General features: G+C 70.7%; 11 protein-coding genes. 5 read left to right on the top strand and 6 right to left on the bottom strand.

What is annotated here, in order from left to right; all coding sequences use genetic code 11:
• Positions 1-49 precede the first annotated feature (49 nt).
• Together WMF24_RS26440 and WMF24_RS26435 are read left to right on the top strand one after the other, a co-directional pair.
• Positions 50-958, top strand: coding sequence for an AraC family transcriptional regulator N-terminal domain-containing protein (locus WMF24_RS26440; protein WP_437730164.1), 909 nt, complete (start codon positions 50-52; stop codon positions 956-958).
• 122 nt (positions 959-1,080) lie between these two features.
• Positions 1,081-1,911 carry an EI24 domain-containing protein gene (locus WMF24_RS26435; protein WP_437730163.1) on the top strand — a complete coding sequence of 277 codons (831 nt, stop codon included), beginning with the start codon at positions 1,081-1,083 and terminating at the stop codon, positions 1,909-1,911.
• A 120-nt stretch (positions 1,912-2,031) separates the two neighbouring features.
• Here WMF24_RS26435 and WMF24_RS26430 read toward each other — a convergent pair whose 3' ends face one another.
• The 4 genes from WMF24_RS26430 to WMF24_RS26415 form a co-directional block, all read right to left on the bottom strand.
• Positions 2,032-5,595 carry a hypothetical protein gene (locus WMF24_RS26430; RefSeq protein ID WP_437730162.1) on the bottom strand — a complete coding sequence of 1,188 codons (3,564 nt, stop codon included), beginning with the start codon at positions 5,593-5,595 and terminating at the stop codon, positions 2,032-2,034.
• Positions 5,595-8,258 carry a site-specific DNA-methyltransferase gene (locus WMF24_RS26425; protein WP_437730161.1) on the bottom strand — a complete coding sequence of 888 codons (2,664 nt, stop codon included), beginning with the start codon at positions 8,256-8,258 and terminating at the stop codon, positions 5,595-5,597. Before WMF24_RS26425 ends, WMF24_RS26430 begins: the two co-directional genes overlap by 1 nt.
• Positions 8,259-8,445: 187 nt before the next feature.
• Positions 8,446-8,874 (bottom strand): YciI family protein, encoded by a 429-nt coding sequence (locus tag WMF24_RS26420; RefSeq protein ID WP_437730160.1) that lies wholly within the window; start codon positions 8,872-8,874, stop codon positions 8,446-8,448.
• Between the two features lie 303 nt (positions 8,875-9,177).
• Entirely contained in the window at positions 9,178-10,146 is a 969-nt protein-coding gene (locus WMF24_RS26415) for a LysR family transcriptional regulator (RefSeq protein ID WP_437730159.1), read from the bottom strand.
• Between the two features lie 79 nt (positions 10,147-10,225).
• Between WMF24_RS26415 and WMF24_RS26410 the strand changes: the two genes are divergently transcribed.
• From WMF24_RS26410 to WMF24_RS26400, 3 genes are all read left to right on the top strand, one after another.
• Complete coding sequence (locus WMF24_RS26410; protein WP_437730158.1) at positions 10,226-10,897, top strand: glutathione binding-like protein; 672 nt, start codon at positions 10,226-10,228, stop codon at positions 10,895-10,897.
• A 200-nt stretch (positions 10,898-11,097) separates the two neighbouring features.
• A complete protein-coding gene (locus tag WMF24_RS26405) occupies positions 11,098-12,228 on the top strand; it encodes a hypothetical protein (protein ID WP_437730157.1) in 1,131 nt (376 codons plus the stop codon).
• Positions 12,229-12,400: 172 nt separating this feature from the next.
• Positions 12,401-13,003, top strand: coding sequence for a hypothetical protein (locus WMF24_RS26400; RefSeq protein ID WP_437730156.1), 603 nt, complete (start codon positions 12,401-12,403; stop codon positions 13,001-13,003).
• A 25-nt stretch (positions 13,004-13,028) separates the two neighbouring features.
• Here WMF24_RS26400 and WMF24_RS26395 read toward each other — a convergent pair whose 3' ends face one another.
• Complete coding sequence (locus tag WMF24_RS26395) at positions 13,029-13,826, bottom strand: hypothetical protein (RefSeq protein ID WP_437730155.1); 798 nt, start codon at positions 13,824-13,826, stop codon at positions 13,029-13,031.
• 245 nt (positions 13,827-14,071) lie between these two features.
• Entirely contained in the window at positions 14,072-14,815 is a 744-nt protein-coding gene (locus WMF24_RS26390; protein ID WP_437730154.1) for a transcriptional regulator, read from the bottom strand.
• Between the last annotated feature and the right edge of the window lie 87 nt (positions 14,816-14,902).

The raw sequence follows: 14,902 nt of genomic DNA, 5'->3' as shown, positions 1-14,902 counted from the left end.
GCCGTCTTCAGTTCTTGCCCGATCGTCTACGCAGGGCTAGGCTGCGACCGTGATCCCCGGGCGCGACCAGTTGAAAGACCTCGTCGCGCGGTGGTGCCCAGGCGACGGCGTGCACGCCGCGCCGGTGCCCGGAATTTCTTGCATCAAAGTCTCGCGCCCGCAGCAGCGCGCGAAGCGGCACTGGCGCGCGTCGTTCTGCGTCGTCGTGCAGGGCACGAAGGAGATCCTGCTCGAAGGGCAGGTCTATCGCGAGCGCGAGCCGCACTACATCGTCAGCCCGATCGACCTGCCGGTGACGAGCCGTGTCGCTGGCGTGTCGCCCGCGCAGCCGCTCCTGTGCCTGAGGATCGATTTCGATGCGGTCGCGCTGCGCGAGGTCGCGGCGCAGCTCGACCGCGCCAGGCCGGACGACCTCGATCACCCGGGGCGCGCGATCTTCATCGGCAAGGCGAGCGACCGCATGCTCGACGCCGCGCTCCGGCTGGGCGCGCTGTTCGTGACGCCCGACGACGCGACGGTGCTCGCGCCGCTCGTGATGAGGGAGCTGATCTTCCACCTGCTGAAGGGCCCCGACGGCCCGGCGATCCGCCAGCTCGTCCGCGCGGGCAGCCACGCCCACCGCATCGCCGAGGCGGTCTATCACCTGCAGGCGTCGCTCGACGAGGACGTCGATATCGCCGCGCTCGCGCGCGCCGCAGGGATGAGCCGGGCGGCGTTCTTCAAGCGGTTCAAGGAGGCCACCGCGATGAGCCCACTGCAGTACCAGAAGCGCCTGCGCCTGCTCGAGGCGCGCCGCCTGATGGTCGAGGAGGGCCTGGGCGCCGAGGTCTCGGCGTTCCGCGTCGGCTACACGAGCGCCTCGCAGTTCAGCCGCGAGTATTCGCGCATGTTCGGCAACTCGCCGCTGCGCGACGCCCGCGCGCTGAAGCAGGCGGAGGTCGTCGTCCGGGACATGTAGTCCGGACGGCGGGGCCCTCGTCACCGCGGGGAGGGCCCCTGGCTTCGAGCGCGGCCGCGCCAGCGGAGCGCCGGAAGGGGGGCATTGACCGGGCGCCCGACCGCTGAGACGTTCGTCGCCGGATGATCACCCCCGATGCTCCCCCTGGCTCTCCCACCGCGCCCGCGCCCATCCGGCCCGCGGCGCTCGCGCCGCTCGAACGCCCCGGCTTCGGGGCGGGCCTCAAGGCCATGCTGGGCGGCTACGGTTACCTCTTTCGCACGCCGGACCTCTGGCCGCTCGCGCTCGTCCCCACGGGCATCGCGCTCGTCCTCACGGTCGTGCTCGCCATCGTCGGCGTGGAGCTCGCGCCCTCGCTCGTCGCGCTCGTCGTGAAGGAGCCGGGGACAGGGGCGCTCTGGACCGCGCTCATGATCGTGCTGCGGATCCTCTCGCTCGCGGTGGTGCTCGTGGCCGCTCTCGCCCTCTCGTTCGGGCTCGCGAAGCCGCTCTCGGGGCCCGCGCTGGAGCGGATGGTGCGCAGGGCCGAGGCCGATCTCGGGGCGCCCGCGTGGCCGGACGTCGGCTTCTTCGCGGACATGTGGCGCGCGCTGCAGTCGTCGCTCGTGGCGCTCGCCTTCACGCTCCCGATCCTCCTCGTGCTCGGCGTCGTGGGTTTGCTCTTCGCGCCGGCGAGCGTCGTCGTCGTCCCGCTTCAGCTCGCGGTGACGGCGCTCGCGGGGGCGTGGGACCTCTGCGACTGCCCGCTGTCGATCCGCGGCGTGCCCGTGGCGGCGCGGGTCGCCTTCGTGCGCCGGAACCTCGCCGCGGTGATGGGCTTCGGCTCCGGCCTCGCGCTGCTCTCGTTCCTGCCCTGCGCGCTGCTCCTCGTGCTCCCGGCCGGCATCCTCGGGGCGGCTCGGCTCGTCGTCACGCTGGAGCGGTGGGAGGCCACGAGGCGAGCGCCGCGCTGAGCTCGGGCCCGGGGGCGCGTCATCGCGCGCCGCTCGCCGCCCGCCACGCCCTCTACCTGGCCGCGCGCGCAGCGGGCCCGCCGCAGGGCGCCCCGGCGCTGGACCGGCCTGCCGGAGCGCTCACCTCACCGCCTCCACGAGCTCGGCCACGACCCGCATCTCCCCGCCCTGGGACCGGAACTTCCGTGCCTTGAACGCTGGGTTGTCCGCGCGGAGCTCGACCTCCTCGACACCGCCCTCGGCGCTGAGCCGGGTCACGCGCCAGCGCTTGAACGTATACCTTCCGCCCGTGTCGGGATCCTCGTCGCGGAGCTGCACGATCACACGTCGCCCATCGAGGGCCGTCGGCGCCGGCGCCGTCCCGGCGGGGAACATCCGGAAGATGGCCCAGGACCCGTCGGGGACGCCGGGCTCCATCGCTTCGCCGACGATGCGGGCCGCGAACATGCTGCGGTCGAGGGGATGCGTGGACTTCAACCGCGCCCAGCCGATGGGCACGGGCGCCTGCGAGGTGGAGATCGCACCGGCGTGCGCGGACAGGTCGTAGACGGGCAGCGCGCTCTGGAACTGCTCGGCTTCGGCCACCGTGGACACGATCTGGAAGGTATTCTGCTGGAAGAGCGGCTCCTGGTCCGGGTAGAGGGGCAAGGATTCATGGTGCTCGAGCAGGCGGCCGATCTCCTGCACGGAGAGCCGCTCCCACCACGTGATGTCGGTGCGGCCGCTGGGCTCGTTCTCGATGAGGAGGAGATAGTGCCACGGCTCCTGGTCGTGCTCGGTGAGCGTCTCGCAGGTGCGACGGCCACGCTTCGCCTTCGCCTTGTCCCGATCGTCGAGCCGTCCCTTCACCTCGATGATGAAGTTGTGGAACACCTGCCCGAGCTTCGCGCGCACGATGAAGTCCGGGAAGTAGTGGGCAGTGTAGCCTTGCCAGTCATAGCTGATGGAGTAGCCGACGCCGCTCCGATGGTTGTAGACCCAGCCGGTGACGTCCACCGCGCCGTCGAGGAGCACGGCGAACCGGCGCTCCTCCGCGCTGTCCATCGCCGCGCAGGTGAACGCCGACTTGCGTGGCGCCTCGAGGACGTGGCGCTTCAGCGCCTGATAGCTGCCGAGATCGAACGCGGAGCGCCGGATCGACAGATCCGCCGGCGTGGCGGGGCGCTCGCCATGGATGGCGCTCTGGAGCACCGGCACGAGGGCGCTCTTCACCGCCTCCATCACGTCGGCGCGGGCGAGGTTGTAGAAAGCGATGTGGGCCTGGTCGGTCTCGAGGATCCTGTCGAAATCGGGCACGACCCCCGGCGGCAGGAGGAACGTCTTGTGCTTCAGGTACTCCTTCACGATCTCCTTCACGGCCGTCTTGTGCTGGAACGAGGCGCGCATCTCCCTCAGCATCGGGCGCACGTAGGCCACCTCGACGAGGTTGTCGAAGCCATGGAAGGTATACGCCTCGGGCAGGACGAAGCTCTGCCCCTCCTCCTCGTGTTGCGAGAGCGCCCGCTGGAGGTAGGTGCGGACGTCCTTCTCGGGGACATCGTCCTTCCAGGGCTGCCGGTACTTGAGCGCGGGCAGCTCGCGGACCACGATCGAGCTCCGCCAGTCGGTGCGGACCTCGCGTAGACCCTCGAAGCGAACCAGGCGGACGTCGACCTGCTCGCGGGCCGCGACGTCTGCCTTCAGCTCGACGGGCACGTACTCGCGGGGGTGATCGATCTCCCCCGTGTCCTTCACCTCGACCAGATCCTCGATCTCCTGGATGATCTGCTTGAACGACGGGTGCTGCATCACGTACAGCTCCTCCGCCTTCAGCTCCGCCGCGCCCTCGTCGTCGATGAGCGGGTGGTGCATCTTGCGCAATCCGCGGCCCAGCGTCTGCTCCGTGAGCGTGCGCGAATCGCAGGGGCGCGTCGGGACGATCACCTTCACGTTGCGGACATCCCAACCCTCTTTCAGCATCATCACGCTGACGACGACGTTGTACGGGTTCGGCACCGTCAAGGGGCGGCCCAGATCGTCGGTGCGCCCCTCGGGGTCGAGGATCTCGTCATGATCGATGGCGTTCACCGATCGGCGTATCTTCTCCCACTCGGCCTCGTTCGACTCCTCCTTCTGCCCGATGTGGATCTCGATCACGGTGGATCGCGCGACGCCGTCGGCGCCCTGCTCGATGAACAGCCTCGAGCCCGTCGTCGGGTCGAGGTAGCCGGTCGGGACGCGGCTCGACAGGTCCTCACGGACGGCCTGGCCATGGGCCAGGTAGTTGGCGATCTCGCGTGCTTCGTTGCGATCGTTGCAGAGGATGAAGAGGAGGGGTTTGCGGCGGTCGCCCTCGTCGGCGAGCTGATCGCGGACCTTCTTCCAGCGCTCGATGCCGGTGACGAGGAGGTTCCGGTACTTCGCCCAGGCGTCGGGGGCGCCGTTGTCGATGAGCTCCTCGGCGTGGCCGGTCTGCTTGTCGCGCACGATGACGCGCTCGAGCACCGGCTTCTTGACGATGCCGTCGCGGATCGCCTCGGCGAGCCCGTAGTGCACCGCGGTGTGGCGGAACAGGTCCCGTGCGCGGAACTCGACGGTATCGTAGCCCGACGTCTTGCCGGCCGTCTTCTTCGCGCCCTGCTCCTGGAAGAGCGTCGCCGAGAGATCCACCTGGAGCGCGACCCGGCCGGGGCCCTGGCGGTCGCCGTTGAGGCGCCGGATGCTGCGGATCCAGGCCATGGCCGCCTCGGCGTCGTCTCCGCCGCTCTTGACCTTGGCCTTCTGCTCGAACTGCGCGTGCCCGGCCTCGTCCCAGACGTGGTGCGCCTCGTCGTTGAGCACGACCAGGCCGCGCGAGCGGCCGAAGCGATCGATCAAGGGCGACTGCACGGCCTCGAGCCTGGAGGGGTCGGCGTCCTCGAAGAGCAGCTCCATCTGGCGCATGTGCGGCGAGGTCGGCCGCAGGTCAGGGGCGTCGTCCCTGGTGCGGAGGAGCTGGTGGTAGTTGGTGACAACGAGCGCGCCCTCCTCGGGATCCAGCCTCAGAGGGCAGGTGTCCGGAGAGTAGACCTTCAGGTCCCAGTCGCTCTCCAGCTCGGGGGGAATGACGGGATCCGACCAGAAGATGGGCGGCCGGTCGTCCTCGGGGAAGAAGTCCTGGAGGAGCCGGTCGCGGACGAAGAGGCCGGGCGCGATGAGGACGGCGTGCCGGCCGAAGCCGAGGTCACTGTCTGGCTCCCGCACGGCGTTCAGGTAAGCCCAGGCGATGAGCAGGCTCATCATCTTGGTCTTGCCCGATCCCGTGGCGAGCTGGCCGCCGAGCTTCGCCCAGGGATCGCGCTGGGGCTCCGTGGGATCGACCCCGGCCAGCGCGTAGAGCTGCTCCGTGCGCCGGATGCGGCGGACTTCATAGAGGTAGATGAACGTCTCGACGAGGCGCCGCTGGTGCGGCCAGTACTTGAAGCCGTGCACCTTCGGCGCGTGGCCGATCATGTGCGGCTCGCGCCGGAACCAGTGGAGGAGGAGCGTGAGCGAGGTCTCGGTGAGCGCGTGCTCGCCGTCGTGCGCCGGCTCGTAGCGCGGCGGCGCGGCGGGGTAAGGCTCCGCTGCCCGCCCGAGCGGGAAGCCCCGCCACGCGTCGACGAGGCGGCCGATCTCGTGGATGACCCTGGCCTGGCCTCGGAGCTCGTTCGTCAGCGTGAGCATCACTTCACCTCCACGTCGATCGCGGCGATGCCGTCATTGCCGAAGACATCGGTGACCCGCGCCGCGACGCGGTAGCGGCCGGGCTGGCGGTACGTGAGCTCGGCCGTGAACACCAGCGGCTCGGCCTCGCCCTTCGACCTGCGCACCCGGAAGCTCTGCCACTCGTTCTCGAAGATGGGCTTGCCGTCCGCGTCGACGCGGTGCCCATAATCCGAGTCCACGGCCCAGAAATCGACGAACTTCTGCCAGCTGGTCGCCTTCGCCAGCCACTTCTGGAGCTCCGCCTCCCGGGCCGTCCACTTGTCCTGCTCGGCCTTGGCCTTCTTGCGCGCCGCGGGCGTCATGCCGTCGGTGACGGGCTTGAGGATGGGGCGCTGGCTGGCGATGAACGAGTCGATGTCGATCTCGCAGCGCTCGAGCGTGACCCGGGCGGTGCGGCCCGAGACCTCATGGCTCAGGACGATGGAGAGCGGGGCGTAGAAGGCCGGGATGGCCATCGACTCGATGGGGGCGTCGGGCCTTGCGCGGAGCAGCTCGATCCGGCGCTTGACCTCCTCGATCGCGCTCGCCGGGATGGCGCGGACGGTGACGGTGACGCCGGTGTGCTCCTTGACGGCGTCCTTGTCGCTGCCCGAGAGGGTGTCGAAGTCGGCGGAGAGGACGGTGACCGCCTTGCGGTCGGTGCGCTGGGCCTCGCGGGCGATGCTCCAGACCTGGCCCGACGCCACCGGGCCGTCGAGCGGGCCGACGTGGATCCACGAGTCTCCTTTCCTGCCGTGGAGGAGCGGCGAGTGGTTGACCGGCTCGCCGCCGAAGACCTTGATCATCTCGTCGCGGTAGCGGCTGCGCTGGGTCTGAAAGTCCTGCCACTGCTCGGCGCGCTGGTAGACGCCCATGTTCTCCACGGTGAAGGGGCGCACGGCGAAGGGGCCGGGGCTCCGCTGCTTTCTCTCCTTGCGCTCGACGTTGTGGCACCTGTCGCACTCGACGTAGTCGGCCTGCGGCTTCTCGGGCGGGCGAGGCTGGCCGTGAAGCTGGATCAGGCGCTTGCGGGCGAGGTGGATGGCATACTTGCCGTTGTCGATGCCGATCCAGCGGCGGCCGAGGCGCTCGGCCGCCTCGCAGGTGGTGCCGGAGCCCATGAAACAGTCGAGGACGACCCCGCCGGGCGGGCAGGAGGCGGAGATGATGCGCTCCACCAGCGTCACGGGTTTTTGCGTCGGGTACCCGAGGCGCTCGACGGCTTGAGAGTTGACCGCGGGAATATCGGCCCAGAGCGCCGAGAGGGGCAGGCCCTCCTCGTCGAGGTAGCGCTTCAGGCGAAGCTGCCCTTTCCCCGGTCCGCCAGGCGGGTAGCTGATGAGCCCCTGTGCGTCGAGCTGCGCCATCGTCTCGGGTGAATAGGCCCACCCGTTCGCGTGGGGCTTGTAGCCCTTCCATATATACATGAGGTTGGGCCGAGGGTTCGGGCTGCGCATCGAGACCAGCGTGAACCTCTTTCCGTTCTTGGGATCGATCTGGCTGTAGTGCGAGCGCACATACTCGGGTGTGAACGGCGCGTTCACCGGGTGCCAGTACGCGGAGCGAGACCCGTAGCTGAGGATCGTGTCGTGGATCAGGTTGAATCCCTTGGAGTCTCCGCGCGCGCTGGTGCGTTTCCAGACGATCTCGTTGAGGAAGTTCTCGTACCCGAACAGCTCATCCATCATCACCTTGACGTAGTGCACCGCGTGCCAGTCCAGGTGAACGTAGATGGTCCCCGTCGGCGCGAGGAGCTCCTTGAGCAGCTCCAGCCGCCGCCTCAGCATCGTGAGAAAGCTGTCGAGCCCCTGCCGCCACGTGTCTTTGTAGGCGAGGATCTCCACCAGCGACGGCTCCTTGGTCGCCTGCACCCCCTCCTCGTCGTCGATCTCCACGTCGATCGTGTTATCGGCCCGGAAGTCGTTGTTCACCATGAAAGGCGGGTCGATGTAGACGAGATCGACCTTCCCCCGGTATTTGTAGTCCTTCGTCACGACGTCGCGCTCGTCGAGCAGCGTCGCCAGCGCGACCAGGTTGTCGTTGGTCCAGATGAGCCGGTTCGGCGGCAAAGCGCTCTCGCTGCGCGCCGCGGCGGCCCGCGCCTCGGTGTTCACCAGCGAATCGCCCCGGTCCACCGCCCTGCCTGGCCGGACGACCTCCACCACCTGTGTCGGCACGGACACGGCCCGCTCGCGCCGGTCCATCCCCTGCCACGCCAGCCTCGGCTTGCGCGGCTCCACCTCGATCGCCAGCGTCAGATCCGACCGACCCGCGGCCGGAGCGGCAGGCGCCTCGGCGACTGGCACCTCGACAGGGGCGCTCGTGGCGGTCTGCTCCTCGTCCGCGGCCGGCGCCGGCGCGGGCCGGGCCGCCTCCCCGGTCGCCTCCAGGATCCGCACGATCGCCGCCGCCCGCTCCGCCCCCGCCGGCAGCCCGAGGGTGGCGCCGATCTTCGCCAGCGACGCGTCGGGCAGCTCGTGCAGAATCTGGTCTACCTTTGCCCGCCCGCTCTTGACGAGCGCGTTGTGCAGCTCCTCCACGGACATGCGCCGGCTGATCTGGAGCTTGAAGGTGCGGCCGAGAAGCAGGAGATCGGCTCGGGAGAGGGCGGCAAAGACACGGCGCTTGTTGGTGTCGGACATGGCTCCATGGGGGCTGCGGCGCTGCCAGAAACAGCGCGCGGGCCATGGAAGCACACCCGGAGCCCGCCGGGCTACGGTCGCTCCCGTCCTCGCTGTGTGGCGCGCCGCACCGCCATCCGATCGCGAGCGCCGATGACAGCGAGATCGCCACGCGAGTCGGCGAAGGAGGCCAGACCTCTCGCGGGGGCTACGGCGCCCCGGCCGGCGCGCCCTGCCGCAGTATCTCGGAGAGCCCGGGCGCGGCCTCGCGGACGTCGGCGGGGAAGTCGGAGAGCTCCTGCACCTGGCGGATCTCGATCACGCCGTCGTCCGAGCAGGGGCAGCGCGACGCCCACGCGATCGCCTCTTCCTTCGACTTCACCTGGATCATCCAGTAGCCGCCGAGCACCTCCTTCGCCTCGGCGAAAGGCCCGTCGATCACCCTGGGCTTCCCGCCGGGGAACTCGATGCGCGCGCCCATCGAGGGCGGGTGGAGGCCGTCGAGCGCGAGCAGCACGCCGGCCTTCTGGAGGGATTCGTTGTACTTCATCATCGCGGCGACGGCCTTCGCGTCTGGCATGGTGCCCGGCGCTGCGCTCTCGTACCCCTTCGGGATCATCAGCATCATGAACCGCATCGTCGTGTCTCCTTCTCGTGCTCGGAGCCCGGCTTCAGGACGGACCGGGCGGGGGTGAGCCCCCGCCTCGATGGGGCGACGAACGAGGGGCCGCGCGATCGACACGGCGGGCGATTTTTTTCGGGCAGCGCCGCCGCCCCGGCGCCGGCGCGCTCCGGGGCCGCCGCCCTGAAGCCTCCGGAGCCGTGCGCCCCGGCGCCGCCGCGCCCCGGGGCCGCCGCGCCCGGGGCCGCCGCGCCCGGGGCCGCCGCGCCCGGGGCCCCGCGCCCCGGGGCCGCGCCCTGATGCCCCAGGCGCCGCGCCTCACCCGGCGCGCCGGTGGAGCCGGGGCGCCGAGCCATCGAGCGCCGTGACGAGGCGCTCCGCGGCGTCCTCCGCCTCGCGCCGGTAGGCCATCCGCCACGGACGGCGGAGCGGGCCGGACGACAGCCGCTTCACCGCGAGGTCGCCGCCGTCGAGGTACCCGTCCGCCATCCACTCCGAGAGGACCGCGATCCCCATGCCGGCGCGCGCCGCGTCGATGACGGCCTCGGTGAGCGGAAAGCGCAGGAACTCGAGCCTGGGCTTCTGTCGGCCGAAGACGGTCGTCAGGAACCAGCGCGCCTCGGCCGGCGGCGTGTTCGACGTGATGAGCGGGCTCTCCCGGAGGTGGTCGCGCGTGATCGACGCCCGCCCGGCGAGCGGGTGCGAGGTCGAGACCACGAAGACGACCTCGTCCGAGAAGAGCGGCCGCTCCACGAGCGCGGCGCGCGCCTCGCGGGCGGCCGGCAGCGCCGCGGTCGTGAGCAGCGCCACGTCGATGTCGCCCCGGGCGAGGGCGCCGACCGGATCCTGGGTGTGCTCCACCGCGAGCTCCACCTCGAGGCGGGGCAGCCTGCGCCGGAGGTTCGCCATGGCCGAGGGCAGCCAGCGGTAGGCCGTGTAGCACTCGCACACGAGGCGGACGCGCCTCGTCGCGGGGGCCGGCGCCGCGACCTCCCGCTCGAGCTCCCGGAGCTGCGCGAGCACGAGCCCGGCCCCCGCGATGAGCCGCTCTCCCGCGGCCGTCGGCGTGACCCCGCGCGCGGTGCGCTCGAACAGGCGCGCGCCGATCCGCTCCTCGGCCTGGGCGAGCGCCCGGCTCACGGCGGACTGCGTGATGTGCATCGCCGACGCGGCGCCCGCCGTGCTGCCGGCGGCCGAGAGCGCGAGGACGAGCTCCAGATCGCGGACCTCGAGCTGGGGCCGCGGCCCGATGGCGGAGGGCGCAGGGAGATATGTTATGCGTTGCACGCATCGATCCTATCACGATGATGCGTTGGACGCACAGGCTTCGGAGAGGCACGTTCGTGTCGTCAGGAGGTGCTTGTTCATGAAGCTCTATTTCTCCCCGCTCGCATGCTCTCTCTCCGCGCGCATCGCGCTCTACGAGGCCGGCGCCGAGGTCTCGTACGTCGAGGTCGACCCGCGAACGAAGCGCACCGAGGATGGCGCCGATTTTCGCGCGATTCACCCGCTCGGGCTCGTGCCCGCGCTCGAGATCGAGGGCGGCGAGCTCGTCACCGAGAACGCGGCGATCTTGCAGCTCATCGCGGACCGGTATCCGGAGGCCGAGCTCGCGCCGCGGGATCCGGCGGGTCGGGCGCGGCTCCAGCAGTGGCTCTCGTTCATCGGGACCGAGCTCCACAAGGCGCTTTACGTGCCGCTCCTGGACAAGGCGGCGCCGGCCGACGCGAAGGCGTACGCGCTCGCGAAGGCCGACGCGCGCCTCGGCTGGGTGGCCGGGCGGCTCGCGGGGCGGGAGTTCCTGCTCGATCGCTTCTCGGTGGCGGACGCCTACCTCTTCACGGTGCTGAACTGGTCGCAGGTCACGCCCATCGATCTGAAGGCCTGGCCGGCGCTCCCCGCGTACCACGCGCGCCTCCTGCAGCGCCCGAGCGTCGCGCGCGCCTTCGCCGAGGAGCGGGCGCGCTACGCCCGGGAGATCGAGCGGCACGCGAAGGGCGCGTCCGCCGGCGCAGGGCGCGCGGTGGATACCCGCTGACCGGCGCTCGGTGCCCGGCGCACCCGGCGCGATGTGAAGAGAGCGCGCGAAAGCGCGCGTGCTCCCGACACGCGCCGACACGCGCCGCTCCTCGCCTCCTGTCGAAGAGGCTGGATGACGCGCGATGACGGCGGCGCGCCGTCATCGCGCGTCCGCCGGGCACGCTTCTCATGCGCGAGGGTCTCTGATACGAAGTCATCATGAGACACTTGCGACAGCTCTTCGTATGCTCGGTGCTGGCGGTCGTCACGGTCCCGGTTGGCTGTGGAACGGAGGCGCCGGACGGCGCCGAGGACGCGTCCGATGTCGGATCGATCCGCCTCTCCCTCGTCGGGACCAGCGTCACGGGCGCGACGTACCGCCTGTCGAACGCGTGGTTCGACATCGTGGGTCCGACGAGCCGGCTCGTCCACGGAGACGGCGACACGACGGCGCTCACGGAGGTGCTGCCGGTCGGCCGCTATGACGTGTACCTGCAGCCGGGCTGGCTCCTCGAGCGGTGGACCGGCTCCGGTTACCAGCAGGTCCCGGCGGCCCTGACGTCGCCGAACCCGACGCCGGTCTTCATCAACGAAGGCGCGCCGTCGACCGTCGCGTTCCAGTTCCGGGCGGACGACGAGGTGGTCTCCGTCGGCCAGGGGACGCTCGACATCGTCATCGGGGTCGACGACGTCACGACGGGGCGCGAGGACTCCGACGCGGCCTGCAGCAACGGCCACGACGACGATGGGGACGGGCTGGCGGATTGCGCCGATCCGGACTGCCAGTGGCAGCTCGTCTGCCCGATAGCGGGCACCCTGATCGACGGCTTCGAGGACGGCGATTTCCACGCCACCTCGCCCTACGCCGGCAGCCACCCGCCGTTCACGGGGCCCTGGATGACGTGGGACGACGGGACCATCCCGAGGGTCGACCTGTACCCCGTGGCAGGGGCGTTCAGCCCGACCGGGCTCGGAGTTTACGCCCCCGAGATGCCGTCCGCGGCGGGCGCCGGCGTCATCCTCTCCTTCGACGGGGGGCCGGTCGAGATGGTGGGGTTCGAGGGCATCCGCTTCTACGTCCGTGGCCAGGGCGCCCCGGTTCGCTTCGAGATCGGCACGCTCCTCACCATGCCCGAGGGCGGGCTCTGCTCGGATTGCTACGACCATCACGGCGTCGACCTCTGGGTCGGACCGGAGTGGACCCCCGTGGAGCTGCCCTGGTGGGATCTGACGCAGCAGGGGTGGGGGACACGGGTGCCGTTCGACCCTTGGTACGTCATGAGCCTGATCTGGCGCTCGCCCGCGGGGCAGCCGCTCGCGATCGAGATCGACGACGTCCAGCTCTTCTGAGCGGCTACCGTCGTCCGGCGTGCCTGTTCGCCTGGGGCGGTGAATTCCTGCTCTTGCTTGAGAATGGATACAGGTTGCTTTATACGGGCCTGTCTCGGCCGGCGCCACCAACGGGGGATACGCGGCGCTGTGACGAGCTTCATCGCGCGACACCGCAGAAGGAGATCTGTTCATGCAATGGCGATCAGCTTTGCTCAGCGCATGCGTAGGTGCATCGCTCTTCACGCCCGGGTGCTACGCGCCGGACGAGGACGCCGCCGAGGTCGTCGGCGAGGCGGCCGCGCCGCAGCTCGATCCGGACGGCAGGGCCTGGCGGCTCTACACCCTGAAGCTCGGCGGGATGCCGTTCGCCAGGACGCTGGTCATCGGCGACGGGAAGGTCGCCAATTACAAGGAGGCGACCGAATACTGGTACGTGAACCCGCAGGCGCTCTCGGCGCTCGGGTCCCAGAGCCTCGTGCTGTCCCATGTCAGCGGTGACGACTCACCGCCCCAGCTGAGCGGCACCCAGACCTTCGCGTTGCCCAGGGACGTGGCCTGGGCGCCGTTCTGGGGCGACCCGGTGAGCGGCGGAGCCCTCTACAAGAACGGCAACGTCTACCTCCGCATCACCACGAATGCGAAAGGGCTCGGGCGGCTCACCTGGTATCAGATCCTCCCGAGCGGCGCTCCGGCCGAGAACATCGTGCCTTCGGGGACGTTCACGCCGGTCGCGGGGAAAGTGTCCGTGCCGGGCGGGCATACGGGGTTCTACATCGATCAATGGATCCAGTAGCCCCGGCGGGATGCGGCGGCGCCGCTCAGCCGCCGGCGCCCCGGGTCGGGAGGCCGAGCAGGTAGAGCTTCCTGGCCCGCCCGCGGATCACGCCCTTCTCCCACCGGTAGCCCTCGTCATCGAGCCCCTGCAGCAGCTCGTCCAGATCGGAGAGCGTGTATGTCCGCGCGTTCGACACCGCCCCGTCCCACGCGAAGCACAGGGGGATGATCGGGACGAGGTAGGTGAAGACGAGCTGCCGCGCCGTCATGGGCCTCGCCAGGGGCGTGATGAGGAGGCACATGACGAAGCTGGCAGGCAGCGCTGTCCACCAGAGGAAGCGCGGAAAGCTGTTGTCGCTGATCTCGAAGATGCAGATGGGCTGTCTGCTCCGCTGGGCCGATTCAAGGATCTTCCGCGCGGCGTCCGGCTTCATGTGATGGAAGCTGCCGACCATCGTCCGGAGCCCCGCCGCCTCGCCGTCGGCCTGCGTGGCGTCCAGGGGGCTGAGCCGGTACGAGACGTTGCTCCCCTCCTGGCCGTTGATGCGCCGCGCGACCTCCTCGTCGGGGTACAGGTCGGTCAAGGTCAGCGTGACGTGCTCGAGCCCGGGCTTCTTGTTCAGGATCCGGAGGACGTCGAGCATCGGCCCGCCGCTCCCGGAGCACATGTCGACGATGCGCGGCGCGCCCGACGCCTCGAGCGCCCTCGCGATCAGCTCGGCCAGCTCGTCGCTCGAGCCGAGCGCCCTGTGCATCGTCACGATCAGGCGCGTCATGCAGGTCCGCAGCCAGCCCGGAAACCACGCGAGGTCCTCGAGCTCGAACAGGTGAATGCGCTTCATCTCGTCTCCCGGAGCCGTGTGCGCCGGCTCCAGGGCGCAGCGTAGGCGCTCTCCGCGCGGCGAAGCGAGGCGCTTCGCGCGGTCATGCGGTCACACGCCGGGCCGCACCAGCGCGCGAGCGCGGCCCGGAGGACGTCGAGGCGCGCCGCGCGCGTCGAGAGGCGCGCCGCGCCTTGGCGGTTCCCGAAGCATCGCACGACCCTCGCGTGGGGGAGGGGAGGCCGGGGAGCCGCCCCGGCGCGGCGTCACCGGGCCGCGCAGGTCCTGCGGAGGGCGCGCGCCTTCTCGATGCACCCCGCGAGGGCGTCCTCGGCGGGCTCGTCCGGGCACGCGAGCTCGAAGTCGCGCAGGGCGTCGCGGAGCCCCCGCGCGCCGGGGCCACCCAGGTCGAGGTCGAGCTTGCGCTTGCGCTGCTCGTCCTCGTCGTCGTCGCCGCCGACGAGCAGCAGCGTCCCGACCACCGCGCCCACGACGACGACGCCGGTGAGGACGCCCGCCACGATGACCCCCGTCTTGCCCTCGATGTCCGGCGGCTCGGCGTCCGGGAGCGAGGGCGTGCCCGGCGCCGGCATCGGCGGCGCCTCGAGGCCCGCGGCGAGCACCGTGGTCGTGATCCCGCCCGCGAGCCCGAGGCCGCCGATGACGAGGCTCGACACGGTGAGCGCGCTCGGCCCGCCCCCCGCGTCGGCGCGCGCGTTCACGTTCACGCTGGCGGAGAGGCGCGCCTGCGCCGCGCTGCACGCGGCGTGGGCGTCGAGGCGGTGGATCTCGAACGACGCGCGCGGCGCGGTGTCGGCCGGCAGCCTCGCCGCGAGGATGATGTCGTCCGCCGAGCGCCGGATCGTCAGCGACGCAGCCGCGGCGTCCGGCGCGGCCGCGGGCTCCGGCGCGGCAGCGGGGCGCGTGGAGGCCTTGCCGCACCCGGCCAGTCCACATGCGATGATCAGGAGCGTTGTGCAGGAGAGGGCATGATCGCGTCGCAGGGTCATTCCGTCACGCTACGCTGAAAAGTTGCGCCCCCGTCGAACGAAATCGATCTCGTCGCGGGGCCGGACCACCGCGGACAGGCGGGCTGA

It is taken from the genome of Sorangium sp. So ce1335 (assembly GCF_051521615.1).
Lineage (GTDB): Bacteria > Myxococcota_A > Polyangia > Polyangiales > Polyangiaceae > Sorangium.
This window is presented reverse-complemented; position numbering and strand designations above follow the sequence as displayed.